Annotated in this window: 24 protein-coding genes; 11 read left to right on the top strand and 13 right to left on the bottom strand. The window is 69.4% G+C overall.

Annotated features, from left to right (window positions below):
• The first annotated feature begins 1 nt into the window (after window position 1).
• From C8P66_RS24425 to C8P66_RS16420, 4 genes are all read left to right on the top strand, one after another.
• Complete coding sequence (locus tag C8P66_RS24425; RefSeq protein ID WP_245903611.1) at window positions 2-286, top strand: hypothetical protein; 285 nt, start codon at window positions 2-4, stop codon at window positions 284-286.
• Entirely contained in the window at window positions 283-534 is a 252-nt protein-coding gene (locus tag C8P66_RS24740; protein ID WP_281271355.1) for a TRAP transporter large permease subunit, read from the top strand. The genes C8P66_RS24425 and C8P66_RS24740 overlap by 4 nt, the downstream gene beginning before the upstream one ends.
• Window positions 534-860 (top strand): hypothetical protein, encoded by a 327-nt coding sequence (locus C8P66_RS16415; RefSeq protein WP_111399358.1) that lies wholly within the window; start codon window positions 534-536, stop codon window positions 858-860. The genes C8P66_RS24740 and C8P66_RS16415 overlap by 1 nt, the downstream gene beginning before the upstream one ends.
• Before the next feature lie 81 nt (window positions 861-941).
• Window positions 942-1103: a DUF1328 domain-containing protein gene (locus C8P66_RS16420; protein ID WP_111399359.1), complete on the top strand. Its 162-nt coding sequence runs from the start codon at window positions 942-944 to the stop codon at window positions 1101-1103.
• A gap of 28 nt (window positions 1104-1131) precedes the next feature.
• On the opposite strand, the gene C8P66_RS23595 is transcribed toward C8P66_RS16420, so the two are convergent.
• The 3 genes from C8P66_RS23595 to aspS form a co-directional block, all read right to left on the bottom strand.
• Complete coding sequence (locus tag C8P66_RS23595; protein ID WP_146422908.1) at window positions 1132-1881, bottom strand: hypothetical protein; 750 nt, start codon at window positions 1879-1881, stop codon at window positions 1132-1134.
• A 293-nt stretch (window positions 1882-2174) separates the two neighbouring features.
• On the bottom strand, window positions 2175-3038 hold the full coding sequence (locus C8P66_RS16425; protein ID WP_111399360.1) for an EipB family protein: 864 nt from the start codon (window positions 3036-3038) through the stop codon (window positions 2175-2177).
• An 82-nt stretch (window positions 3039-3120) separates the two neighbouring features.
• Window positions 3121-4914, bottom strand: a complete 1794-nt coding sequence (gene aspS, locus C8P66_RS16430; RefSeq protein WP_111399361.1) for an aspartate--tRNA ligase — start codon at window positions 4912-4914, stop codon at window positions 3121-3123.
• A 108-nt stretch (window positions 4915-5022) separates the two neighbouring features.
• Between aspS and rnd the strand changes: the two genes are divergently transcribed.
• Window positions 5023-6210 (top strand): ribonuclease D, encoded by a 1188-nt coding sequence (gene rnd / locus C8P66_RS16435; protein WP_111399362.1) that lies wholly within the window; start codon window positions 5023-5025, stop codon window positions 6208-6210.
• 113 nt (window positions 6211-6323) lie between these two features.
• Window positions 6324-7190 (top strand): hypothetical protein, encoded by an 867-nt coding sequence (locus C8P66_RS16440; RefSeq protein ID WP_111399363.1) that lies wholly within the window; start codon window positions 6324-6326, stop codon window positions 7188-7190.
• Between the two features lie 12 nt (window positions 7191-7202).
• Here C8P66_RS16440 and C8P66_RS16445 read toward each other — a convergent pair whose 3' ends face one another.
• Genes C8P66_RS16445 through C8P66_RS16455 form a run of 3 tightly spaced genes read right to left on the bottom strand, consistent with a single transcriptional unit; the run spans window position 7203 to window position 11648 of the window.
• Window positions 7203-8723, bottom strand: coding sequence for a Ppx/GppA family phosphatase (locus C8P66_RS16445; protein WP_245903613.1), 1521 nt, complete (start codon window positions 8721-8723; stop codon window positions 7203-7205).
• Window positions 8720-10909 carry an RNA degradosome polyphosphate kinase gene (locus C8P66_RS16450; RefSeq protein WP_111399364.1) on the bottom strand — a complete coding sequence of 730 codons (2190 nt, stop codon included), beginning with the start codon at window positions 10907-10909 and terminating at the stop codon, window positions 8720-8722. Before C8P66_RS16450 ends, C8P66_RS16445 begins: the two co-directional genes overlap by 4 nt.
• Window positions 10910-10919: 10 nt before the next feature.
• Entirely contained in the window at window positions 10920-11648 is a 729-nt protein-coding gene (locus C8P66_RS16455; protein ID WP_146422910.1) for an HdaA/DnaA family protein, read from the bottom strand.
• Window positions 11649-11734: 86 nt separating this feature from the next.
• Between C8P66_RS16455 and C8P66_RS16460 the strand changes: the two genes are divergently transcribed.
• Window positions 11735-12046, top strand: a complete 312-nt coding sequence (locus C8P66_RS16460; RefSeq protein ID WP_111399366.1) for a hypothetical protein — start codon at window positions 11735-11737, stop codon at window positions 12044-12046.
• 53 nt (window positions 12047-12099) lie between these two features.
• Here the strand turns inward: C8P66_RS16460 and C8P66_RS16465 are convergent, their stop codons facing one another.
• Genes C8P66_RS16465 through C8P66_RS16475 form a run of 3 tightly spaced genes read right to left on the bottom strand, consistent with a single transcriptional unit; the run spans window position 12100 to window position 14478 of the window.
• On the bottom strand, window positions 12100-13251 hold the full coding sequence (locus C8P66_RS16465) for an AI-2E family transporter (protein WP_245903614.1): 1152 nt from the start codon (window positions 13249-13251) through the stop codon (window positions 12100-12102).
• Window positions 13252-13259: 8 nt separating this feature from the next.
• Entirely contained in the window at window positions 13260-13838 is a 579-nt protein-coding gene (locus C8P66_RS16470) for a CDP-alcohol phosphatidyltransferase family protein (RefSeq protein WP_111399368.1), read from the bottom strand.
• Window positions 13822-14478, bottom strand: coding sequence for a hypothetical protein (locus C8P66_RS16475; RefSeq protein ID WP_158537278.1), 657 nt, complete (start codon window positions 14476-14478; stop codon window positions 13822-13824). Before C8P66_RS16475 ends, C8P66_RS16470 begins: the two co-directional genes overlap by 17 nt.
• An 82-nt stretch (window positions 14479-14560) precedes the next feature.
• Here C8P66_RS16475 and purM point away from each other — a divergent pair, with 82 nt between their 5' ends.
• From purM to C8P66_RS16490, 3 genes are read left to right on the top strand one after another with little or no spacing between them, the layout of a single operon-like run.
• Complete coding sequence (purM, locus tag C8P66_RS16480; RefSeq protein WP_111399370.1) at window positions 14561-15619, top strand: phosphoribosylformylglycinamidine cyclo-ligase; 1059 nt, start codon at window positions 14561-14563, stop codon at window positions 15617-15619.
• Complete coding sequence (gene purN, locus C8P66_RS16485; RefSeq protein WP_211314175.1) at window positions 15616-16296, top strand: phosphoribosylglycinamide formyltransferase; 681 nt, start codon at window positions 15616-15618, stop codon at window positions 16294-16296. Before purM ends, purN begins: the two co-directional genes overlap by 4 nt.
• A 32-nt stretch (window positions 16297-16328) precedes the next feature.
• Window positions 16329-16487 (top strand): preprotein translocase subunit SecE, encoded by a 159-nt coding sequence (locus C8P66_RS16490; RefSeq protein WP_111399372.1) that lies wholly within the window; start codon window positions 16329-16331, stop codon window positions 16485-16487.
• Between the two features lie 71 nt (window positions 16488-16558).
• On the opposite strand, the gene ndk is transcribed toward C8P66_RS16490, so the two are convergent.
• Entirely contained in the window at window positions 16559-16981 is a 423-nt protein-coding gene (gene ndk, locus C8P66_RS16495; RefSeq protein ID WP_111399373.1) for a nucleoside-diphosphate kinase, read from the bottom strand.
• Window positions 16982-17104: 123 nt separating this feature from the next.
• Here ndk and C8P66_RS16500 point away from each other — a divergent pair, with 123 nt between their 5' ends.
• Window positions 17105-18967, top strand: a complete 1863-nt coding sequence (locus C8P66_RS16500; RefSeq protein ID WP_111399374.1) for an ABC-F family ATP-binding cassette domain-containing protein — start codon at window positions 17105-17107, stop codon at window positions 18965-18967.
• Window positions 18968-18972: 5 nt separating this feature from the next.
• Here C8P66_RS16500 and C8P66_RS16505 read toward each other — a convergent pair whose 3' ends face one another.
• From C8P66_RS16505 to C8P66_RS16515, 3 genes are all read right to left on the bottom strand, one after another.
• Window positions 18973-20898 carry a putative bifunctional diguanylate cyclase/phosphodiesterase gene (locus C8P66_RS16505; protein ID WP_158537279.1) on the bottom strand — a complete coding sequence of 642 codons (1926 nt, stop codon included), beginning with the start codon at window positions 20896-20898 and terminating at the stop codon, window positions 18973-18975.
• A 229-nt stretch (window positions 20899-21127) separates the two neighbouring features.
• The gene (locus tag C8P66_RS16510) at window positions 21128-21409 is read right to left on the bottom strand and encodes a hypothetical protein (RefSeq protein ID WP_111399396.1); all 282 of its coding nucleotides are present in this window, start codon (window positions 21407-21409) and stop codon (window positions 21128-21130) included.
• Between the two features lie 177 nt (window positions 21410-21586).
• Window positions 21587-23989, bottom strand: a complete 2403-nt coding sequence (locus C8P66_RS16515) for a mechanosensitive ion channel domain-containing protein (protein ID WP_111399376.1) — start codon at window positions 23987-23989, stop codon at window positions 21587-21589.
• Between the last annotated feature and the right edge of the window lie 111 nt (window positions 23990-24100).

Below are 24100 nucleotides of genomic sequence, written 5' to 3' on the forward strand. Positions count from 1 at the left end.
CTTGCCGGCAAGCGAACAATCGGGGGGAAGCCGCGTGCAGGGCAAGGATGCCGAGGCGACATTTCATGAGCTGGCGGAAGCCGAGGCGGCCATCCCCGAGGCCAGCGCCGATCTGGCGCCGGAGGACTGGATCTGCGTCATCCTGTTCTGGATCCTGGCGGGGGTCATCTTCCTGCAGTTCCTCACCCGCTATGTGCTGATGATGCTCTGCTTCACCGGCAGCGCCATGGCGGCACGGCCATCACGGATGCCGGCGGGCTCGGCAACATCGAGATCAAGGCCATGAATGGCTACCCGCTGCCCTTTGCCGTGGGCCTCACAGGCGCGTCCTCGACGATCGGGCCGATCATCCCGCCGAGCCTGCCGATGGTGATTTTTGGCGTCATGGCCAATACCTCGATCGGGCAGCTTTTTGCGGCGGGGCTGATCCCCGGGCCGGTGATGGTGCCGGTGCTGATGCTCGCGGTCGGCGTCGATCCCGTGCATTTCGGCGTCATCATGGTGCTGTGCCTGCCGATGATGATCCATCGGTGATGCGGCGCCAGACGGCGGCCGCGGTCAGCGTGCTGGGCATGGTCGCGGCCTTGCTGCCCTGGTTCACGGTGCTGGAACCGCTGGGGCTGGGCTCGGGGACGCTGTTCCTCGCGATGCTGCCGCTGGTGGTCTGGGGCGGTGGCATCACCGGCTTCAAGCCCTGGGCGATCCGGGTCTTCCCCAGCGTCTGCATCGGCATTGCCGCCTTCGGCGTGCTGGGCGCCGGATTGGTCGTGAGCGAGCGGGGGCCGGGGGTCTTGCCGCTGGCGGCCGGGGCGGTTGCGGTGGCCGCGCCGGTGGCTGGTTGGTGGCTCTGGCGGCGTTAGGGCGGGGCACAAAGCCGGCAAAGAGCGAAACCAACCCGCTGCCGTGGTGTTCAGGTCACATCACGCAACGGAGAAACCACCATGCTCACCTGGGCCATCATCGCACTTATCGTCGCTATTGTCGCCGGGGCGCTGGGCTTCTCCGGCGTTGCGGCTGTCGCCGGGACGGCGGCGAAGGTATTGTTCGGCATCTTTCTCATCATCGCGATTGTGCTGTTCGTGCTGGGCTCGCTCGCCGTTTAGCATGTTGAATTGGAAGGGGCGGTGACGGTTATACCGCCTTCTTGAAATCAAGGCGTGCATGAAGGAAACACTCAAGATAGTCTCCGCCTGGCTGGTACCAGCCAGGCGCATTCTGTGTTTTACCTCCCCAGTTTATTCGTTTTCCCTCGCTCAACCATTTGCCCATCTTGGCAGAGGCCATGCTGTTATAACTGGCTGCGTAACAAGAGAAATTCATCCAGGGATCCAGGACAAACGCTTGGGAATCCACACAGCCCTGGATCATCTCCGCCACGTTTCGCCAACTCGGCGGGTCCCTTCTTCTAAGGATGACGCAGAACACATGGTCCGCGGGGTCATCTAATTCCGCAATATAGGTAAGGTCTCGGACGGTATTGTCCCATTTTATCGCCAGGAACGCCGCCATATCCGATTGTTCAGCGCAATTTCCAGCCAGGCTCTCGCCCCTGATCCACCTCTCTTCGATGGACTTTCCTCTCTCATATGCGGTAGAAAAATAGATATTTTTGTCACGTAAATTGTCTGCTTTGGACGCCGCCCGTGTCTCGTACCGATTGACCGCCTTTTTCAATTCCCGCTTCCGGTCAATGGTCACATTGACATCATTCTCGGCGCTGAATGCTTCAACTGTCATGCGGTCGTTGTCGAGATCTATCCGGTCGTTAGTGATCATTTCCGGACGAACCTTGCGGACGTTGCCATACAACTTGTTTGTTGTTTTTTTGTCGAATATATCTCGCGCGCAGTCCACGATCTCTCGTGCGAGCCTGGGGTCCATCGTCATTCCTCCGACGTGCGTACAAGGCATTGATCAAATTTACCTGAACAGACGCCGATTTTGTTCATTGACTGACGGTAATCCTCTTCCAAGCCCATCGACAAGCATTTCGATCGTCACGGCCGGTCAATTCCTCCGGTGCAGGGCGACGGCATCTTGCCAGGAGGCTGGTCGCGGCACAGCCTGACCTGCCAAGACATGCCGCCATTGGCATCGCGGCTGCGGCCCAACTTACTCTAAAGTAAAGACCGAGAGAAAAATCCCCTCGGTCTTCTTTCGGAACCCAGGCGCGTTCAGCAGCCGCTGGGCAGGATCACAAGCTCGGCCAATTGGCCCCCCATGGTGAAATCGCCGAAGTCCATCGACAGCTCATCGGCTACACCATTCTCGTAGTAACGCAGCCCGACCTCGTAATCCGGCGCGCTCGCCCCGCCGCCATTCGTATTGGTGTGGCTGAAGAAGGCGATCCGCATCCGGCCTGAGGCCAGCGGCGCCAGCGGCGGGAAACGCTCATTCGCCTGCGGCCCCGACCAGCCGGCGACGATGGTGGTGCTGTCCTGGGCGCCATCCTCGGTGGTGCCGTCGAACAGCGGCACGCTCAGCAGCCGTCCGTCCCCACGCGCAAGCTGGATGGCGCGCAGCGTGTGCAGCATCGGCAGCAGGGTGCCGGGGGTCAGAGGCTCGGTCTTCTCGGTGGGCTCGGTATAGGTGACGGTGCCGCTGCCATCGGCCTGAAGCTCGGCGGTGCCGGCGATGCGGTTGCTCACCGCCCCCTGCGAGGACTGCACCATCGAGAAGCGCAACTGCCGCCCATCCTTGGATTCATAGGTGGAGTAGTCCGAGCTGGTCTCGACGTCGTTGCCCTGCGAATCCGTCAGCGTCATGGTCAGCCGCTGCCGCGTCGCCCAGCCCTCGCAGGCATCCGCCACCTCGAACAGCATCGCGCCCTTGGCGCTGCGCACCTGGCTGCGCTCCCGCACATGCTCCAGCACCAGATTATAGGCGGCCCGGTGCGGGGCGAGGGCCTCGCTGCCCGCAATGGCCACGCCGGCCACCCGGGGGGCGGGCGCCGTGGCCGCCACGGGTGACGTCTGGGACCAGGCCGGCACCGCCGACAGGGCCGCGACGGCAAGGGCGAGCAAGGGACGGCGCAACATGGGCAGGGCTCCAGACATGGTCATCGGCCCAACCTAGTGTCTTGGCCCTCCCGCTGCACCCCCGCTCACGGCCCCGTTTGCATCAGCCCTTCGCGGGCGGCAGCACCCAGCGCAGCGAAAGCTCCTTCATCCGGATGTCCTCGACCGGCGCGGGGGCGCCCATCATCAGATCCTCGGCCTGCTGGTTCATCGGGAACAGCACGACCTCGCGGATGTTCGGCTCATCGGCCAGCAACATGACGATCCGGTCGATCCCCGGGGCCGAACCGCCATGCGGCGGCGCGCCGTAGCGGAAGGCGTTGAGCATGCCGCCGAAGCGCGCCTCGACCTGCTCGGCGGTGTAGCCGGCGATCTCGAAGGCCTTGATCATGATCTCCGGGCGGTGGTTCCGGATCGCGCCCGAGGACAATTCGATACCGTTGCACACAATGTCGTATTGGTAGGCGTTGATGGTCAGCGGGTCCTGCTCCATCAGCGCCGCCATGCCGCCCTGCGGCATCGAGAAGGGGTTGTGGCTGAAGTCGATGCGGCCGGTTTCCTCATCCTTCTCATACATCGGGAAGTCGGTGACCCAGCAGAAGCGGAAGCAATCGGCCTCGATCAGCCCCAGATCAGTGCCGAGCTTGGTCCGCGCCTGACCGGCCAGCCGCACCGCGGCGACCTCCGGCCCGGCGGCGAAGAAGACGGCATCGCCGTCCTTCAGCCCGCATTCGGCGCGCAGGGCGGCGATGCGCTCCGGCTGAAGGTTCTTGGCGATGGGGCCCTTCGCTTCCGCCCCGTCGAAGGCGATGTAGCCGAGGCCACCCGCCCCCTGCTCCCGCGCCCATTCGTTCATGCCATCGAAGAAGGAGCGCGGCTTGCCCGCCGCCCCCGGCGCCGGGATCGCCCGCACCACGCCGCCGGCCGCGACCGCGCGGGCGAAGAGGCCGAAGGAGCTGTCCCGGAAGGCTTCGGTCACATCCGACAGGCGGATCGGGTTGCGCAGATCGGGCTTGTCGCTGCCGAAGCGCAGCATCGAATCCGCATAGGGGATGCGGGGGAAGGGGTCGGGCGTCACGTCGCGCTTGGTGCCCGTGGCGTCCGAGAATTCCTCGAAGACCCCGGCCAGCACCGGCTCGATGGCGGCGAACACGTCTTCCTGGGTGACGAAGCTCATCTCGAAATCGAGTTGGTAGAACTCGCCCGGACTGCGGTCGGCGCGGGAGGCCTCGTCGCGGAAACAGGGCGCGATCTGGAAATAGCGGTCGAAGCCCGCGACCATGGCCAACTGCTTGAACATCTGCGGCGCCTGCGGCAGCGCGTAGAATTTCCCGGGATGCAGCCGGGCGGGCACCAGGAAGTCGCGCGCACCCTCCGGGCTGCTGGCGGTCAGCAGCGGGGTCTGGAACTCGGTGAAGCCCTGGGCGACCATGCGGCTGCGGATCGAGGCGATGACCTTGGAGCGCAGCATCAGGTTGCGGTGCTGCCGCTCCCGCCGCAGGTCCAGGAAGCGGTAGCGCAGGCGCAGGTCCTCGGGGAACTGCTGTTCGCCCGCGACCTGGATCGGCAGCACCTCGGCGGCCGATTGCACATGCACCTCATGCACCCGCAGCTCGATCGCCCCGGTCGGCAGGTTCGGGTTCACCGTGTTGCCCTCCCGCGCGACCACATCGCCGGTGACGGTGATGACGCTTTCCGGGCGCAGCTTGTCGATGATGTCGAAGACCGGGCTGCCGGTCGGGATGACGCATTGGGTCAGCCCGTAATGGTCGCGCAGATCGACGAAGACGAGCCCGCCATGGTCCCGCTTGCGATGCACCCAGCCCGACAGCCGGGCGGGCGCGCCGGCATCGGAAGCGCGCAGGGCGCCGCAGGTATGGGTGCGATAGGCGTGCATCGGCGACAATCCCGGATCGAAAGACCGCCGTCTCAAGCGATCCCGGGGCCGGTCTGTCAACCCCGAAGCCTTCCCGCGCGGGCTTGGGGCGGATACAAGCGTGCCCACATGTCCCGTCGCCCCCCCCAAACCGACCCCACCCCCGTCCTGATCACCACGACCGACGCCCTGGCCGCGCTCTGCGAGCGGCTGCGCCAGGAGCCGTTCGTGACCGTGGACACCGAATTCATGCGCGAACGGACCTATTGGCCCGAGTTGTGCGTCGTCCAGCTCGGCGGGGCGCATGATACCGCCGTCGTCGATGCCCAGGCGGAGGGGCTGGACCTGCTGCCGCTCGGCGCGCTGCTGGCCGATGAGAGCGTGGTGAAGGTGTTCCACGCCGCCCGGCAGGATGTCGAAATCTTCCTGCTGCGCTACGGCGCGGTGCCCAAGCCGATGTTCGACACCCAGGTCGCGGCCATGGTCGCGGGGTTCGGTGACCAGGCAAGCTATGACAGCCTGGTCCGCGCCCTGGCCGGGGCCTCGATCGACAAGGCGCACCGTTTTTCCGACTGGTCGGCGCGGCCGCTTTCGGCCGCCCAGGTCGCCTATGCCGCCGCCGACGTCACCCATCTGCGCCGGGTCTATGGCGCGCTGGTGGAACGGCTGGAGAGCGAAGGCCGGGTCGACTGGGTGAAGGCCGAGATGGCCGCGCTGGACGATCCCGCGACCTATCGCACCGAACCCGATGAGGCCTGGGCGCGGTTGAAGCCGCGCACCGGCAACCGCCGCTACCTCGGCATGCTGCGCGCCGCCGCCGCCTGGCGGGAACGCGAGGCGCAGCGGGTGAACATCCCCCGCCAGCGCCTGGTGCGCGACGAGACCCTGCTGGAGATCGCCGCCAGCGCGCCCGCGGATGCCGCCGAACTGGCCCGCGCGCGGGGGATCAGCGAGGGCTTCGCCCGCGGCAAATCCGGCCTGGCTTTGCTGGCCGCGATCGCGGAAGCCGCCGCCTTGCCGGAAGACGCGCTGCCCGAGGCCCCGCGCGAGCGCCACAGCGGCCCGCCCGCCTCACCGGCGCTGGTCGCACTTCTGAAGGTGCTGCTGGCCTCCAAGGCCGAGCAGCATGACGTGGCCCCGCGTCTGATCGCCAATTCGGAGGATCTGGAACGGCTGGCGGCCGAGCCCAACCCCGATGTCGCCGCCCTGCATGGCTGGCGCCGGGTGGTGTTCGGCGAGGATGCGATGGCGCTGAAGTCCGGCAAGCTGGCGCTGGGCGTGGATGGGCGAAAGGTGCGGCTGATCCCGGCGGCGTGAGGCCGATCGTCCGGCACAACCAAGACGGGTAATTCACGTCGGAATTCACTTGCGCTTTGAGGCCGTGCCGCGAAGCTTGCGTATCGCCCATACGGGGCGGGGCGGGGCCCGGCATGTCAGCATCCTCCAGTTCCAGCTCGACCACTGGCCGCGGCGATGACCCGCCCAGCAAGCGGCAGCGGGGCGACGGCCATATCGCCCCCCTCCGCACCAGGACGGGCCAGGCCTGCGGTGCGGTCATCGATGAGCGCCCGGCCTGCGCGCCGGTCGGCGGCCATGCCGGCCCCGCGCTGCCGGCGCATTTCCACCTGAATGAGCGATCCCTCGTGCTGCTGCAGCGCGGCACCGTGAACAATGCGTTCAGCGGGGTCGTGAACGTGCGGACGGGCGAGATCACCATCCATCCTTTGGCCGATGAGGCCTATGACGGCGGCGACCGGACCTTCAGCCGTCACGGCGACGGCTATCCGACGTCACGCTTCCCCGGCGGCCTGCCGGCCGGCTCGCCCCTGATCGAGGATACGCCGGCCCGGCCGCTCCCGCCGGGCGGCCACCGTGGACGCTCGATGTCAGTCCCGGGACCGCCGCGGCATGTGGAACCCATCACCCATATGGACCCGGATTGGCAGGGCGAGGTCTCCCACGAGCAGATCGCCCGGCGCGTGGGCGGCATCCCGGCCCCAGCCGGGCCCCATGGCGACACCTACAGCCGCTTCGTGGGCTTTACGGTCTGGATCGGCCCGGTGCAGGACACGCAGACACCCACGTCGCTGCGCCCGACGGGGCCGATGGTCTTCCGCCTCGTCTGCACCTCGCGCGCGCTGAACACGCCGAAATTCGGCGCGGGCGGGAAAATGACCCGCGCCTGGGCCGAACGGCTCCGCGCCGCCTTCGACAATGCCCGGCTGCCGCGGCCCTATTCGGCGGATGACCTGGGGCTGCTGAGCGTGACCGAGGACATGGGTGGGCCGACCGGCTGAAGCCGGGCGCGCCTAGCCCACCACCACCGACGCCTGCGCCCCCAGCGCCGCCGCCAGCGTCTCCAGCCGCCGCAGCACGCTCTCGCCCGCGAAGACGCCGGTCCCCTCGGTGAGCCGCAGGGTCAGCCGCCCATCGCTGCGCGTCAGCGAGGTACCGGCCAGCAGCGCCGTGGTCCCGCCCGACAGCGTATAGGCAAGCCGCAGCGCCGAGCCCAAGGCCTCCGCCCGCCGCACCGCCGCGGTATCCAGCAGCACCCGGGCCGTGGTCAGGAAGGGGGCATCCGCCTCGGCCTCGTAGCGGAGCGCCGTCGCCAGCGCGAGGAAGGCGCGGGTGTGGTGGTCCAGCCCCACCCCGGGCTGGCGCAGCACGCGCCAGAAGGCCTGCTCGGCACGGTAGTCCGGATGGTCGTGGCTGCCGGTGTCGGACAGTGCGCAGGCGGCTTCGCGCATCGCCGCGCTGGCCGGCTCCTCATCGCCAAAAATCGGCGCGGTCCAGGCGGCCAGCGCCTGGGGCATGTGCCGGTCGCGGCCGAAGCGGTCGGCGAGTTCCCGCGCGGCCTCGGGCAGCGGGTCCAGCGCGCGCTGGGCGGCGGGCAGCAGCCGCGCATACCAGCCCTCGCGCAGCCCATTGGCGCTGAACACCACCCGCCGCGCCCCGGTCGCCCGCAGCAGCCGGCGCAGCACCACGGCCGCGAAGGGCAGGTCCTGCACGCGCTTGGCGGGCGCGCCCGGCATGCGTTCCAGGGTGCGTCGCGTCGCTGCGGTGACGACGGAGGCAAGGTCGCGCGCCTCCTCCCGCCGCAGCACATAATGATGCACGATCGAGAGCGGATAGGCGGTCTGCGCCATATGCATGCGCGCAAGCGCGCGCCAGGCGCCGCCCACCAGATACAGGTCCCGCCCGGCGCCATGGGCGAGGAAGGGGACGGTCGCCAGATCGGCCTCGGCCAAAGCGCGGGCGCGGGCGGTGTCATTGTCGGCGCGGTCGGCCAGGCGGATGGCGCCCAGCGGCAGGCTCGCCACCTCCCCCGAATGGCCGCCGGACAGCTCCACCAGCTCCAGCGAACCGCCGCCGAGGTCGCCCAGTATGCCATCGGCGCCCGGAAAGCCGAGCAGCACGCCATCGGCGGACAGCCGCCCCTCCTCCTGCCCCGCCAGGATATGGATCGGCATGCCCGGCAGCATGCGTTCGAGCCGGGAGACGAAGGCGGGGCCATTCTGGGCGTCGCGCACCGCGGCGGTCGCCAGCACCTCCATCGGGTCGGCGCCCATCGCGCGCGCGATGGTGCGGTAGCGGGAGAGCACGGTCACCGCCTGCTCCACCGCGTCCTCGTTCAACATCCCGGTGGTGGTGAGGCCGCGGCCGAGGCCGAGCACCGCTTTTTCGTTGAAGACGGCCACCGGGTTGCGGCTGCGTCCCTCGAAGACCACGAGGCGGACGGAGTTCGACCCCAGATCGACGACACCGCAGCGCTGCTGCGACTCATGCTCCCGGCAGGACTCCCCGGCCAGGACGGACAGCGAATGGGTCAATCCTGCTGGACCCGGTCCTGCTTGCGGCGGATCGCGGTGCGGGCGGGGCGCTTCAACGCGCTGCCACGGCCGGAAAGGGAGGGATTTGTCATGAAATACTCATGCGCCGAAACCGGGTGCTCCCCCGGGTCGAGGCGGGTGTAAACCCCCTCCGAGTCGAGCGTCCAGGATTGCGCGGTGTCCTGCAGGTTCAGCACCATGATCTGATCGAGGATCTGGGCATGCACGGTCGGGTTCTCGACCGGGACCATGGTCTCGACCCGCCAGTCCATATTGCGCGCCATCCAGTCCGCGCTGCCGATGAAGACGCGGGCGCGGCGGCTCGGCAGCTTGTGGCCATTGCCGAAGACGCAGATGCGGGCATGTTCCAGGAAGCGCCCGATGATGGATTTGACGTGGATGTTCTCGGACAGGCCGGGTACGCCGGGGCGCAGGCAGCAGATGCCGCGGACCACGCATTCGATCTGAACGCCGGCGATGCTGGCCCGGTAAAGCGCGTCGATCAGCGATTCATCGACCAGGGAGTTCACCTTCAGCCAGATGCCGGCCGGCTTGCCCTCCTCGGCGAAGCGGGTCTCCTGCTCGATCAGCCCCATCAGCGCCGGGCGGATGGTCAGCGGCGCGAAGGCGAGGGAGCGCATCTTCTCCGGCCGCGCATAGCCGGTCATGTAGTTGAACAGCCGCGCCGCATCCTGCGTCAGCGCCCGGTCGGCGGTGAAGAAGGACAGGTCGGTGTAGATCCTGGCGGTGATCGGGTGGTAGTTGCCGGTGCCGAAATGGGCATAGGAGCGCAGGCCGTCGCGCTCCCGCCGCACCACCAGCGAGACCTTGGCATGGGTCTTCAGCTCGACGAAGCCATAGACCACCTGCACCCCTGCCGCCTCCAGCTCGCGCGAGAGGGCGATGTTGCGCTCCTCGTCGAAGCGCGCCTTCAGCTCGACCATGGCGGTCACGGATTTGCCGGCCTCGGCCGCCTCGATCAGCGCGCGGGCGATCGGGCTGTCGCGTGAGGTGCGGTAGAGCGTCTGCTTGATCGCGACCACATTCGGGTCGCGCGCCGCCTGGCGCAGGAACTGCACCACCACGTCGAAGGATTCGAAGGGGTGGTGGACCACGATGTCCTTGGCCGCGATCGCGGCGAAGCAATCGCCGCCGAAGTCCAGGATCCGCTCGGGGAAGCGCGGGGTATAGGGGGTGAACAGCAGGTCCGGCCGGTCGTCCACGATCATCTGCGACAGGTCGGACAGGCCGAGCAGCCCATCCACCATGAACATGCCGGAGGGGGCGACATCCACCTCATGCGTGATGAAGGCACGCATGTCGGCGGGCGTGCCGCTGGTCACGAACAGCCGGATGGCGCGGCCGCGGCGGCGGCGTTTCAGCGCGTCCTCATAGGAGCGGACCAGATCCTCGGCCTCTTCCTCGAACTCCACATCGGTGTCGCGGATCAGGCGGAACAGCCCCCGCTCGGCGGTGATGAAGCCGGGGAAGAGCCGGGGCAGGTTCATCGCCACCAGATCGTCCAGCAGCAGGAAGCGGATGGCGCCGCCGGGCTCGGAGGGCAGGCGGATGAAGCGGTCCACCTGCGGCGGCAGCGGGCAGAGGGCCCGCATCACCCCGCCATCCTCCTCCCGCACCAGCTTCAGCACCATGCAGAGCGCGAGGTTCGGGATGAAGGGGAAGGGATGCGCGGGATCGACCGCGAGCGGCGTCAGCACCGGGAAGACCCGGTCCATGAACCAGCGGTCCAGCCAGTCGGCATCATCGCTGGTCAGCTCATCCGGCTCGCAGAGCGTGACCCCGGCCTCGCGCAGCAACCGCCGCACATCCTGCCAGGCCGATTGCTGTGCCTCGATCAGCAGGGCGGCGCGGGCATTCACGGCGGCCAGGGTCTGGGTCGGGGTGAAGCCATCGGCGGAGACGGTGGTCAGCCCCGCCCGCTCCTGCCCGATCAGCCCGGCGACCCGGACGGAATAGAACTCGTCGAGGTTGGAGGCGGAGATCGCGACGAAGCGCAGCCGCTCCAGCAGCGGGTGGCGCGAATTGGCCGCTTCCTCCAGCACCCGCTCGTTGAAGGCGAGCCAGGACAGTTCGCGGTTGATGAACCGGCCGGGCAGCGTGATCGGCGCGGGCGCGATGGCGACATCGGAGGGGCAGGCCGCGGGGGCCGTGGGGATCACGTTCATGCCGGGGAGGTTACAGCAGCATGGCCCTGGCCGGGGAGGGCGTTGGTTCGATTGCCAGAAAACCGTCATCAGCGGCGCAATCCTCGCCAAAGCCCGCCCAGCCGTCCAAGGTCTCGCGCGCCAGCCCCCGCGTCACCCGCCGCCCGGCGGCCAAAGCGGCGCGGTCCAGCCGGGCCGCGGCCTCGGCCACCGCCTGGGCCTCGCGCGGCAGGCGGGCCAGCAGCCAGTCCTGCACGCCGGCATCGACGAGCAGGCCGCGCGTGGCGAAATGCCGTGCCAGCAGGGCGGCCAGCAGCTCGTCCGACGGCTCCTGCAACGCCACCGCCGTGGTCGCGCGCAGCCGGCTGGCGAGGTCGGGCAGGGTGACCGCCCAGCGCGCGGGCGGCTCGCGCCCCGCCAGCAGCAGCGGCAGCCTGGCCTCGGCGCAGGCATTGATGAGGTGGAACAACGCCGCCTCCTCCGGCACCAGATCGGCATTGTCGAGCGCGGTGGCGGCGGGCGAGGGGATGCCGCGCAGCGTGCTGCCCTCCAGCAGGCGCCAGCCACGGGCCGCGGCATGGGTGGTCAGCAGATGCGTCTTGCCGGTGCCGGCCGGCCCATAGAGCGCGAGCCGACCCATGGGCCAGCGGCCCGGGTCCGCCAGCCAGGCCCGGGCGGCGGCATTGCTGTCATCGGGCAGGAAGTCGCCGGCGCGGAACACTTCGGTCACCGGCAGCGGCAGCGCCAATTGTCGCATCATGCAACCGGCCTCACGCAACGATACGGCGAACGCGGCGTTCTCTCCCCACGCCCGCCGTCCTTGGCGGCCAACTCAGGAGATCGCCCATGATGATCCGCACTTCGATGCTCGCCGCCGTGGCTCTGCTGGGCGTCGCCGCCTGCGCCCCACGCAACGTCGATCCGCCGGGGACCGCGAGCACCCGCGCCGCCGACCGCGTCGTCGGCACCAATGCCTCGGGCGCCTATCCGGCGCAGTCGGACGGCACCGCCGCGAACCCGCCCGGGACCGCCAGCGAGCGCGCGCTCGACCGCGCCGCCGGTACCAATACCTCGGGCGCCTATCCGATGCAGTCCGATGGCATGCCCGGCAACCCGCCCGGCACCGCCGCCGGCCGCGCCATCGGCAACACCCGCTGATGTGAACGCCTGCCGGGGCCGCAAGGTCCCGGTGGGCTTCCTCTGCCTCGGGGTCACGTGCCGGTCCGGGGCGGGTCCAGATACAGCGGGCTGGCGAGGTAGCGCCGCAGCCAGTAGCGTGCGACCACCCCGATCGCCGCCGCCATCGGCACCGCGAGCAGCACGCCGAGCGAGCCAAAGGCCACGCCCCCGGCAAAGAGCGCGAAAATCACCCAGACGGCATGCAGTTCGACCCGGTCGCCGAGCAGGCGCGGGTAGATGATGTAGCCCTCGACCACCTGACCGAAGACGAAGACCATCACCACGAGGCCGACGCCATTGGCCGTGCCCCATTGGCCCATCGCCAGCAGGATCGCGGTGGCGAAGCCCGTGATGCTGCCGAGATAGGGGATGAAGGACAGTACCCCCGCCAGCAGCCCCACCAGCAGCCCGAGTTCCAGCCCGATCGCCGACAGCGCCACGGCATAGAAGGCCGCCAGGATCGCGCAGCAGATCAGCTGCCCCCGCAGCCAGGCCGAAAGCACGCGATCGGTATCCAGCGACAGCCGCCGCAGCACCGAGGCCGAGCGGCGCGGCAGCCAGGATTCCAGCCGCGCGATCATGAACGGCCAGTCCCGCAGCAAATAGAAGGCGCAGACCGGCGTCACCACCAGCAGCGTGAACACGCTGAGGATCTGGATCGAGCCGCCGACGAAGCGCGCCGCCGAGGTGCCCAGATAGGACAGCACCGCGCCGACCTGGCCGACCGCCAGCTCCCGCAGCTGCGAATCGACGAGATCGGGGCCGAGCTGCTCCTCCAGCGCCGTCATCGCATCCCGCAGCTTGGTGCCGATGGTGGAGATATAGGCGGGAAGCCGCGCGAGCAGCACGCCGATCTGCGACAGCAGCAGCGGATAGAGCAGCAGCCCCGCCACCGCGACGAAGGTCAGCAGCAACAGCAGCAGCAGGAAGGCGGCGATGCTGCGGGGCATGCCGAGCCGGGTCAGCCGCGTCGTCGGCGGGTCCAGGAAATAGGCGATGACCCCCGCCAGCACGAAGGGCGTCAGGATCGCCGAAAACAGCCAGAGCGCCGCCAGCAGCGCCGCGGCCCCCCCCAGCACCAAGGCGGTGCGCTGCGAACGGGTGGCGGTGCGCGCGCCGTTGTTCGGCGGCGGCGGCGCGGCCTCGGGCGGCGGCAGGCGCGCGGGGGGGGGCGGGATCGTCACGCGCCCACTCATCGCCGCAACTGCCCCGCGACATAGGCGACGCCGGAGGCCGCGGTGGTGGCCGCCACGAGCCAGACCATGGCCATGATCACCTGTGGCCCGGGCCAGCCCTTCCACATCGCCAGCAAGGCCATGGCGGCCAATGCGATCTGGGCCACCGTATTGGCCTTGGAGAGCAGGATGGGTTCGATCGGGGGGCGCGATCCCGCCCAGGTCAGCGCCAGCACCCCGCCCACGATCAGGATGTCGCGGAACACCACCAGGATCGCGATCCAGTCCGGTAACGCATTGGTGATGGCCAGGGTCACATAGATCGAGACCAGCAGCGCCTTGTCGGCCAGCGGGTCCATGATCGCCCCCAGCGCCGAGCGTGAATTGTGCCGGCGTGCCAGCCAGCCGTCGATGCCATCGGAAATCCCGGCGGCGACGAACAGCAGGAAAGCGGCCCCGCCACTTCCGTTCAGCACAAGCCAGATGGTCGCCGGCACGGCGCAGAGCCGCGCGAGCGTGATAAGATTCGGCAGGGTGAAGGGACCAGCCTCCGCCGATGCCTCCCGCGGACGGCCCGGATCAGCGGCGCCCGGCAAGACCGACGCGCCATCCGTCGCCAGGACGCCCGCCAGGGGCGAGGCTGAGGCCGGCGGGCACGAGATCCTGCGCGACCTGCGCGGCCGGCACCCGCAGCCCGAGGCGCAGCCGCGCCCGGTCGACCGAGATCGTCAGCACATCCACCTGCGACACCGAGGCCGAGGCGAGCAGGCGGCGGCGCAGCTCCAGCCATTCCTGCATCCCGGAATACTGTGTCGTGACCTCAAGGTAGCTTGCCGCCGGCACATAGGCAGGCGTGCCCGCCAGGGTGGGATCGGGGGGGGAGGACGGGCCTCGGCCGGCGAAGGCCTGCACCCGCCTCGGGTTGAAGTTCACCGTCAGCCGCCCGGTGTAGCTGGTGCGGGTGGTGCGCTCCTGCTCCACGATGACGCTGTCGATCATCTGCTCGATCTGCGAATCCGTGGCCGGGGGCAGGCCCATTTCGGCCGCAAGCCTGGCCCAGGCGGACCGGCTGGCCGCCGCGCGGCCGTTTTCCCGGGCCAGCACCGCGTTTTCGGCCGTGGCCTCGGCGGCGATGCCGGTCTGGGAATAGCCGCTCGGTGCCGGCGCTGCCGTCGCCACCGGCGGAGGCAGCGCCTGGGCAAGCGTCACCACCGGGGCCGCAAGCCCTGCCAGCACGACTGCGGTTGCGAGCCCGCGCCCAATGTGATCCATCTGCCACCCCTTGCTGCCCCAGACTCCTAGCCGATCGGACCCTTCCATGAACAGCCTGACCTATCGCGACGCGGGGGTGGATATCGCGGCTGGCGATGCTCTGGTGGAGGCGATCAAGCCACTCGCCCGCTCGACCAACCGGCCTGGGACCATGGGCGGGCTCGGTGGCTTCGGCGCGCTGTTCGACCTCAAGGCCGCCGGCTTCACCGATCCGGTGCTGGTCAGCGCCACGGATGGCGTCGGCACCAAGCTGCGGCTGGCGATCGAGGCCGGCATCCATGACACCGTCGGCATCGACCTTGTCGCGATGTGCGTGAACGATCTGGTGGTGCAGGGCGCCGAGCCGCTGTTCTTCCTGGATTATTTCGCCACCGGGGCGCTGGATGTGGCCGCCGCCGCCCAGGTCGTCTCCGGCATCGCCGAGGGCTGCCGCCAGGCCGGCTGCGCTTTGGTCGGCGGCGAGACCGCCGAGATGCCGGGCATGTATGCCAAGGGCGATTACGATCTCGCGGGCTTTTCGGTCGGTGCGGCCGAACGCGGCGCGCTGCTGCCGCGCGACACCGTGGGGGCGGGGGATGTGATCCTCGGCCTGGGCAGTTCGGGCGTGCATTCCAACGGCTTCTCGCTGGTGCGGCGGGTGCTGGCGCTCGCCGGCGTGGCGCTTGAGGCGCCCGCGCCCTTCGCGCCCGAAATGTCGCTCGGCGCCGCGCTGCTGGCGCCCACGCGGATCTATGTGAAATCTCTGCTGACGCTGCATCGCGCGGGGCTGGTGAAGGCGCTGGCCCATATCACCGGCGGCGGGCTGCCGGGGAACCTGCCGCGCGTGCTGCCGGCCGGCACCGCGGCGGTGCTGGACGCCACCGCCTGGCCGGTGCCGCCGGTCTTCGGCTGGCTGGCGCGCGCGGGCGGGATCGCCGCGCCGGAGCTGCTGCGCGTGTTCAACTGCGGGATCGGCATGGTCGTCGTGGTCGCGGCCGGGGATGCCGATGCCGCCTGCGCCCTGCTCGCCGAATCCGGCGAGGCCGTGCATGTCATCGGCCATATCGAGGCGACCGAGGGCGAGGCCGTGGTCCGCGTGGCACCCCCCGCCGGCTGGCCCGCTTGAGCCGTCCGCGCACGGCCGTCCTGATCTCGGGGCGGGGCAGCAACATGGCGGCCCTGCTCGCCGCCGCCGCCGACCCGTCCTACCCCACCGAAATCGGCCTCGTGCTGTCCAACCGCGCGGATGCGGCCGGGCTGGCCCTGGCCGCGGCGGCGGGGGTGCCGGTCGCGGTGGTCGAAAGCCGGGGGCGCGGCCGCGCGGAGTTCGAGGCGGCGATGCATGCGCGGCTTGAGGCCCATGGCATCGGCCTCATCGCGCTCGCCGGCTTCATGCGGGTGTTGACCGAGGCCTATACCCGGCAATGGGAGGGCCGGATGATCAACATCCACCCCTCGCTGCTCCCCGCCTTCCCGGGGCTCGACACCCATGCCCGCGCGCTGGCCGGCGGGCTGCGGCTGCATGGCTGCACGGTGCATTTCGTGACCGCCGGGGTGGATGAGGGCCCGATCATCGCGCAATGCGCGGTGCCGATCCTGCCGGGGGATGACGAGGCGGCGCTCGCCGCCCGGGTGCTGGCCGAGGAGCACAGGCTCTACCCGGCCGCACTCGCCTGGCTGGCATCGGGGCGGGTGCGGCTGGAAGCGGGGCGGGTGGTTGCGACCGGCCTCGACTGGGCCGAAGCTAGCCTCGCCAATCCAGCCGTGGCGCTGCCTCTTGCAGGGCGCGTCCGGCCCGTCTAACCCGCGCCGACCCTGTTTTCCGGAGATGTTTCATGGCCGAACTGTCGCAGCACGTCGAATTCTCCGAAGTCACCTCGGATGACATCCTGGAAAACCGCCGCGCCGGCTGGGAAACCTTCACCCGCTCGGCCACCTGGGGCATCGGCGCGATCGCGCTCACCCTGGTGCTGCTCTACGTCCTCTGGGGCTAAGGCGCGCGACGCGCGCCGGGTGGGGCTGAGACGCGGCACCCCGGGCTGATCGCCCGGGGCGCCACGCGGCATCAGCCGACGATGTCGGTGCCGGCGAAGAAATAGGCGATCTCGGCGGCGGCGGCTTCCGGGCTGTCGCTGCCGTGGACGCTGTTCGCCTCGATGCTCTCGGCGAATTCCTTGCGGATCGTGCCGGCATCGGCGTTCGCCGGGTTGGTCGCGCCCATGATCTCGCGGTTGCGGGCGATGGCGTTCTCGCCTTCCAGCACCTGGACGACCACGGGGCCGGAAATCATGAAGGCCACCAGATCCTGGAAGAAGCCGCGCGCCGAATGGGCGCCATAGAAGGTTTCGGCCTGGGCGCGGCTGAGCTGGAGGCGACGGCTCGCGACGATGCGCAGGCCGGCTTCCTCGAACTTCGCATTGATCTTGCCGGTCAGGTTGCGGCGGGTCGCGTCGGGCTTGAGGATGCTGAAGGTGCGTTCGATGGCCATGGGGCGGTCTCCGGTGTGTGGGGTGTGGGCGCCCGTTAGGCGGCGGCGGTGGCTTAGGCAAGTCTTGGCCGCAAGTCTTCATGGCCCATGACGAAACCGCGGGGCTGGGCTAGAAGCCCGCCCATGACGGTCCTAGCCCTACGTGACGTGACGATCCGCATTGCCGGACGTCCGCTGCTCGAAAACGCGTCCATGACGCTCGATCCCGGTCGCAAGATCGGCCTTGTTGGCCGTAATGGTGCCGGCAAATCCACGCTGCTCAAGGCAATCGCCGGCGAATTGCAGGTCGATGGCGGTGAGATCTTCATCGCCGCCCGCGCCCGCATGGGCCGGGTGAAGCAGGAGGCGCCCGCTTCGGACGACAATCTGCTGGAGACGGTGCTGGCCGCCGACACCGAGCGCGCCTCGCTGCTCAAGGAGGCCGAGACCTGCCATGAGCCGACCCGCATCGGCGAGATCCACGACCGGCTGATCGCGATCGGCGCGGATGCCGCGCCCTCGCGCGCGGCGATGGTGCTCGCGGGCCTCGGCTTCGACTCTGCGGCGCAGATGCGTTCGGTGCGCGAGTTCTCCGGTGGCTGGCGGATGCGGCTGTCGCTGGCCGGCGCCTTGTTCCAGGAACCCGACCTGCTGCTGCTGGACGAGCCGACCAACCATCTCGACCTCGAAGCCACGATCTGGCTGGAGGCCTGGCTCGCGAAATTCTCCGGCGCCTGCGTCGTGGTCAGCCATGACCGCGGGTTGCTGGAGCGCTGCGTGGACCAGATCGCGCATCTGGATCGCGGCAAGATCACCACCTATTCCGGCAATTTCTCGGAATTCGTGCGGCTGCGGGCGGAACGCGCGGTGCAGTTGGCGGCGGCGAATACCCGCATCCTCGCCGAACGCGCGCATATGCAGGATTTCGTCGATCGCTTCCGGGCCAAGGCCAGCAAGGCGCGCCAGGCGCAGAGCCGGTTGAAGCAGTTGGAGAAGATGCCGCAGGTCGAGAGCCTGATCGAGGATCATGTCACCCGCTTCTCCTTCCCCGAGCCGGACAAGGCACCGCCGCCGATCCTGAGCCTGCGCCGCGCGGTCGCGGGCTATGGCAACAATGTCATCCTCAGCGGGCTGGATTTCCGGCTCGACCAGGATGACCGGATCGCGCTGCTGGGTGCCAACGGCAACGGCAAATCGACGTTCGCGAAGCTGATAGCGGGTCGCATGGAGCCGCTTTCGGGCGAGGTGATCCGCGCGCCGCGGCTGCGCATCGGCTATTTCGCGCAGCATCAGGCCGAGGAACTCTACCCCGAGGGCACGCCGCTGACGCATATGCAGGAGGCGCTGCCGGCCGCGACCGTGCAGCAATGCCGGTCCCAGCTCGCGCGCTTCGGCCTGGATGCCGAGCGGGTGAACACGAAGATCAAGGAGTGCTCGGGCGGGGAGAAGGCGCGGCTGCTGCTGGCGCTGACGACGCGCGAGGCGCCGCATCTGCTGATCCTGGACGAGCCGACCAACCATCTGGACATCGATGCGCGCGACGCGCTGGTGAAGGCGCTGGCCGATTACGGCGGCGCGGTGATCCTCATCAGCCATGATCCGCATCTGGTCGGGCTGGTCGCGGACCAGCTCTGGCTGGTCGGGAATGGGACGGTCTCGAAGTTCGAGGGCGATCTGGAGGATTACCGGGCGCAGCTTGGTGACCGCACCCGTCCGGCGGCCAAGGAAGCCCCGGGCAAGGCGGGCGAGGAACGCCGCGGCAAGGCGGTGGCGCGTGCCGCCGCCGCCCCGCTGCGCGCCCGGGCCAAGGAGATCGAGGCCCGGCTCCAGCGGCTGGAACTGGAAGGCAAGCTGATCGAGAAGCGGCTGTCCGACCCCACGACCTATGCCAAGCACTCAGCGCAGGACATCGCCTGGGCCAAGCGCAAGCAGGCCAGCATCGCCAAGGAAACGGCGGGGCTGGAGGAAGAATGGCTTGAGGTGCAGGGCAAGCTGGAGCCGGCGTAGCCGCGTCACGCCGCCGGCAGCAGCGGGTGCTGCGTCCGGCGCGTCGCCTCGGCCGCGAGCCAGGCTTCGAGCCCCTCGGGGCTGAGCGGGCGGGAGAAGTAATAGCCCTGCACCGCATCGCAGCCGCAGTCCGCCACCAGCGCGAGCTGGGCGGCGGTCTCCACGCCCTCGGCCACCACGGTCAGCTTCAGCGCATGGGCGAGGTGCACGATCGCGGCCAGGATCGCCGCATCGCCCAGGCTCTCCGCCGCATGGGAGGTGAAGCTGCGGTCGAGCTTGATCGCGGCCAGCGGCAGCCGCGGCAGTTGCGACAGCGCCGAGAAGCCGATCCCGAAATCATCCAGCGACACCCGGAACCCCAGGCGCCTGGCCTTCTCCAAGGCGCAGACCGCCTGGGCTTCGGTGAAGGCGCTTTCGGTGACCTCGATGCAGAAGGCGCCCGGCGACAGGTCATGGTCGCGCACCAGCTCGACCAGCTCGTCGATGACCTGGCCGCCCGCAAGCTGAACCGGGGAGATATTGATGTTCATCACCGGGCAGACGCCGGGGTAGCGCGCATGCCAGGCCGCGGCCTGGGCGAGCGCGATGCGCATCAGCTTCTGCCCGAGCGGGATCATCATGCCGCGGGATTCGGCGAGTTCGATGAAGCGGTCGGGCGGGATCGCCCCCAGGCGGGGATGGGTCCAGCGGGCCAGCGCCTCGACCGCGACCAGGCTGCAATCCGACATCCGCACGACGGGCTGGTAGGCCATGCTGAGCTGGCCGTCCTGCTCCAGCGCCAGATGCATCTCCTGTTCCAGCTCGGCCTGGGCCTTGCGGGAGGCATGCATGGCGGGCACGAAGGCGACGGCCTGATTGCCGCCACGCAGCTTGGCGACGTAGCGCGCGTCATCCGCACCCTGGCGGAGGTCCACGGCGCCCGCGGTGTCGCTGTGCGCGACGCCGACGCTGGCCGTCAGATGCAGGCGTTCGTGCCGCACGGTGAACGGCATCGCCAGGATCGCGGCGGCGGCGATGCCAAGCTCCGCTGCCTCGTCCGGCGTGGTGCCCAGGCAGCAGATCGCGAAATCATCGCCGCCGAGCCTTCCGACATGGTGCCGGCCCGCGATAGTCAGCAGCCGGCGCCCCATTTCCTTGATCAGCTTGTCGCCCGCGGCGGGGCCGAACACCTGGTTCACCGAGCGGAAACGGTCGATGTCCACGTAGAGCATCGCCGCCATCCGCGGCGGCGCCTCGTTCTGCCAGGCGGTGAAGATCTCCCACATCCGGTTGCGGCTTTGCAGGCCGGTCAGCGCATCGGTGGCGGCCGCGAGGTAGAGCATCCGGGCGGCCCAAAGCAGCGTCAGGATCGCGATTCCGGTGCCGGTGGCCACCCATGCCAGGGTCAGGAAGCCACGGTTGTCGGTGGCATCGAGCCGCTGCTGGAGCAGAACCTCCTCCGCCTGCGCCATCGCGGCGACGAAGCCCGCGATCTGCGCCGCCTGGCCGCGCCCGACATCGGCGCGCAGGATCTGCAGGGCGGCTTCGATGTTCCCGTCGCGGCGCACCCGAACTGCCGCGGCCAATTCCTCAAGCTTGCTTTGCAACGTCGGGCCGAATGCGAGCAGGCGCTCCCGATGCCCGGCATTGTCGGAGGTTTCCTCGATCAACTGCCTCCGCAGGTCGGAGATGCGCGCGACGGCGGCATCGTAGGGCTGGAGGTAGGCATCCTCGCCGGTCAGCAGGTAGCCGCGCTGCCCGGCCTCGATCGCATGCATGCCGACATTGAGGTCCTGGATAAGGGCCAGCACGCGATTGCTGTGCTGGAGCCAATGCCGGGCCATGCGCTCTGTCCGCAGCCGCTCCGACGCGAGGCCGCCGATCAGGATCAGTATGGCGATCAGCCCACCAAAGATCAGGGAGAAGGCCCGGGCGATCGTAATCTTGAACATGGCGCAAATCCGGAAACCGGGCGTCAAAGCCTCAGTCTTAAAAATAACTCCGAATTTACATAGGCGCCAGTTGCGCATCAGGCTGTTGACGGAATGTTGCGCCCCGCGGTTTTTGTTTCGGGGGCGGCACTCTGGCCCGGAACAGAATCTGGCCCGGAACAGAGCCTGGCCTGAACAGAATCTGGCCTGAACAGAGGCGGAAAGGCTGGCGGCGAATGCCGGCCAGCCGTCAGGCCGCGGCGACCCTGCGCCCCTCCATCGCCTCCACCCGATGCACGCCGACAACCTGGCCGAGATTCCCCGCGACCAGATGCACCATGGCGACCGGCATGGCGTTCAGCGCCATCTCAACCGTCATCACCGTCCCGCGCCGCTGTGCCCGCACCCGGTCGGGGATCAGGTCGCGCTTGGCGAAGGGTTCCAGCAGCCGCGACAGCAGCCCCGGGGAACACTCGGAGGTGACGAAAAACCCCGCCGCGGTCAGCGGTTCGTCGGTCGAATCATTGGTCATGGAATGCAGGCCCCGGATCATGGGGTGGAAGGGAGGGTGCGGGGAGGTCCCGGCCGCTGCCCCCCGCAGAGGGCGCTCAGGCGGCCGGGCCGCTAATCGTGATCCGTTTGGCGAGCATGGCGGAATGATAGGGACCGCGCGCGCCGAAACGCACGCGCGGTCCGCGCATGGCTGCCCCTATGCGGGCGCCGGGCCGCCGGGGGCGGGCGCGCCTGCCTCGGGTGGCATCGCCTCGGGGGTCATGGCCTGGAACGGCAGCACCGCGCCCTTCTCGAACACCAGCTTCTGGTGGGGGAAGGGGATCTCGATCCCCAGCTCGTCGAAGCGCTTCTTGATCCGCCGGTTGAACTCGCGCGAGGCGTCCCAGCGCCCCATCGGGCCGGTCTTGAGCCGCACCCGGATGATCACCGCGCTGTTCGTCAGGCTCTCGACCCCCAGCACATCCAGCCCGCCACGCAGGGTGGGGCCGACCTTGGGATCGTCCTTCATCTCCTCGGCGACCGCGCGCATCACCTCGATGACGTGATCGGTGTCCTCGCGGTAGGCAACGCCGACGTCCATGACCGCGAAGGCGAAATCGCGCGACATGTTGGTCACCGTCGTCACCGCGCTGAAGGGGACGATATGCAGGCTGCCATCCAGCGCGCGCAGGCGGATGGAGCGGATCGACAATTGCTCCACGACGCCGCTGAGGTCGCTGAGTTTCACCACATCGCCCACCGCGACCGTGTCCTCGAACAGCAGGAACACGCCGGTGATGACATCCTGCACCAGCTTCTGGCTGCCAAAGCCGATGGCCAGGCCGACGACGCCGGCGCCGGCCAGCAGGGGCGCCACATTCACCCCGATCTCGGTCAGCACGTTCAGGACGACGAAGACCAGGATCACGATCAGCAGCGTCGTCCGCAGCATCGGCAGCAGCGTCCGCACCCGTGCCGAGCGCGCCGCCTGGGCATCGCGCGACAGGCGCTGGAGGTAGCGCGCCATGCCCGCATTCGCGGATTCCCACACGGCGATGGCGAGCACCAGCACGAAGCTCATCTGGATCAGCGAGCCGAGCAGCCGGCTGCCCAGCGCCCCCGCGCGGAACCATTGGAAGGCGCCGATGCCCCAGGCCTCCAGCAGCACCAGGAAGGCGATGAAGGTGATGGCACCCGACACCATGCCCTTGAGCACCGGCACGTAGCGGTTGGCGCGGGCCTCCAGCCCCGGGTAGCGGCTGGCGAGGTCTTTGCTGACGCGGAAGCCGCGGCCGATCGCCCGCCGCATCCCCTCATCCGCCAGCCGCGCCACGCCGAGCACGGCGACGGTGGCGAGCGAGACCTGCAGCAGCCGCTCGAACCCGTCGCGCACCTCCATCGCCCAGACCCCCCAGAGCGCCATGAGGTACAGGATCGCGATGATGTGCCAGATCTCGGCGAGCCGGTTGCGCAGCGCGCGCAGCATGCGGCGGCTGCGGTCCGGGGTCTCACCCTCCTGCAGGTCGGCGGCGCGCAGCGCATCGGCGACGGCGAGCCGGTTCTGCAGCACCACGATGATCAGGAAGAGCGAGACGATCAGCAGGTCGAGCCGGACGATGGCGTCATAGGCCGACCAGGGCAGGCCGAAGAGCAGCCCGGTCTCGGCGATGCTGATGCCGACCACGCCGACCGTGATGATGCGGCGCAGCCAGACGGTGACATAGGCCGCCGTCTCATCGGCGCAGCGCACCAGGCGCAGATGCGCCGAGGCGGGGGAGAACAGCATCCGCGCGACGATCAGGATGGCGCGCGCCAGGATATAGGCATTGTTGGCGCCGAGCAGGATCAGCTGCGTCGTCGGCAGCGGGTTCACCGCCCCGATCAGCCCGTAGGACACGACGGCAAAGGCCGCGAGCGCCACCAGATCCAGCAGCAGCCGCCCCAGCAGCAGGCGGATGCGGATCAGCCAGCGCCAGGCGGTGCCCACCTCCGGTGCCGCGGCATCGAGCTGGTCGCGCCAGCGCTGGGTGGAGCGCTTGGCCAGGTTTTCCGCCAGCAGCCCAAGGCCGAACAGCAGCGCGAGCTTCCAGGACGCATCGAACACCCGGGCCTGGGTGACCGGATCGCGTGCGATATCCGACAACCAGGCGCCCATGGCGGGCAGATCGGTGATCGCCTGGGCGCCGCTGACGAGTTGGTCCGACAGCGCCTGCAGGCGTTGGCTCGCCCCCAGCAGCAACTGCGCGCCGAGGGTGTTCGGGGCCAGCAGGTCGGTCAGCCCGGCGGCCGGCGCGGGTGTGGCGGCGGTGGGGGCCGCAGGGGCGGTCGCGGGCGTTGCCGCCGGGGCGGCCGCCGGCGCGGTGGCCCCCGCCGTGGCCGGAGTGGTCGCGGCGGGGGGCGCGCTGCCCGCCGTGGCGGCCAGGGCATCGAGCGTCCGCAGCAGATCGCCCCGCCGGGCATCGTCGCGCAGCAGGTCGCGCAGCCGCGCGGCCTCGGACGCGCCGATCGGGGCCTGGCTGGCCGCGGCGCGGGGCGGTGCCCCGGCGCGCGCCGGGGCCGGCGCTGGAGCGGGGATGGCGACGGGGGGCGGGCTGGGCGGCGAATCCTGGGCCTGCGCCATCGGCGCGAGAACAAGCAGGAGAGGAAGGAGAACGCGGAGCCAATGCATGGGGGCAGCCCTGCCCGCTTGGTGGGGGGGCGGTCAACCCGGGATTTGGTGGCCGGGTGCCCT

This window comes from Humitalea rosea (genome assembly GCF_003253705.1).
In the GTDB taxonomy this organism is placed as follows: Bacteria; Pseudomonadota; Alphaproteobacteria; order Acetobacterales; family Acetobacteraceae; genus Humitalea; species Humitalea rosea.

Bases quoted from the DNA above. Each gene is read 5' to 3' on its own strand.
- C8P66_RS16450 (WP_111399364.1), bottom strand. From the start codon at position 10,909: ATGAACGTGATCCCCACGGCCCCCGCGGCCTGCCCCTCCGATGTCGCC.
- C8P66_RS16455 (WP_146422910.1), bottom strand. From the start codon at position 11,648: ATGATGCGACAATTGGCGCTGCCGCTGCCGGTGACCGAAGTGTTCCGC.
- aspS (WP_111399361.1), bottom strand. From the start codon at position 4,914: ATGCACGCCTATCGCACCCATACCTGCGGCGCCCTGCGCGCTTCCGAT.
- rnd (WP_111399362.1), top strand. From the start codon at position 5,023: ATGTCCCGTCGCCCCCCCCAAACCGACCCCACCCCCGTCCTGATCACC.
- C8P66_RS16440 (WP_111399363.1), top strand. From the start codon at position 6,324: ATGTCAGCATCCTCCAGTTCCAGCTCGACCACTGGCCGCGGCGATGAC.
- C8P66_RS16510 (WP_111399396.1), bottom strand. From the start codon at position 21,409: ATGACCAATGATTCGACCGACGAACCGCTGACCGCGGCGGGGTTTTTC.
- purM (WP_111399370.1), top strand. From the start codon at position 14,561: ATGAACAGCCTGACCTATCGCGACGCGGGGGTGGATATCGCGGCTGGC.
- C8P66_RS16490 (WP_111399372.1), top strand. From the start codon at position 16,329: ATGGCCGAACTGTCGCAGCACGTCGAATTCTCCGAAGTCACCTCGGAT.
- ndk (WP_111399373.1), bottom strand. From the start codon at position 16,981: ATGGCCATCGAACGCACCTTCAGCATCCTCAAGCCCGACGCGACCCGC.
- C8P66_RS16500 (WP_111399374.1), top strand. From the start codon at position 17,105: ATGACGGTCCTAGCCCTACGTGACGTGACGATCCGCATTGCCGGACGT.
- C8P66_RS16425 (WP_111399360.1), bottom strand. From the start codon at position 3,038: ATGTTGCGCCGTCCCTTGCTCGCCCTTGCCGTCGCGGCCCTGTCGGCG.
- C8P66_RS16415 (WP_111399358.1), top strand. From the start codon at position 534: ATGCGGCGCCAGACGGCGGCCGCGGTCAGCGTGCTGGGCATGGTCGCG.
- C8P66_RS23595 (WP_146422908.1), bottom strand. From the start codon at position 1,881: ATGGACCCCAGGCTCGCACGAGAGATCGTGGACTGCGCGCGAGATATA.
- C8P66_RS16505 (WP_158537279.1), bottom strand. From the start codon at position 20,898: ATGTTCAAGATTACGATCGCCCGGGCCTTCTCCCTGATCTTTGGTGGG.
- C8P66_RS16460 (WP_111399366.1), top strand. From the start codon at position 11,735: ATGATGATCCGCACTTCGATGCTCGCCGCCGTGGCTCTGCTGGGCGTC.
- C8P66_RS16420 (WP_111399359.1), top strand. From the start codon at position 942: ATGCTCACCTGGGCCATCATCGCACTTATCGTCGCTATTGTCGCCGGG.
- C8P66_RS24740 (WP_281271355.1), top strand. From the start codon at position 283: ATGAATGGCTACCCGCTGCCCTTTGCCGTGGGCCTCACAGGCGCGTCC.
- C8P66_RS16515 (WP_111399376.1), bottom strand. From the start codon at position 23,989: ATGGCGCAGGCCCAGGATTCGCCGCCCAGCCCGCCCCCCGTCGCCATC.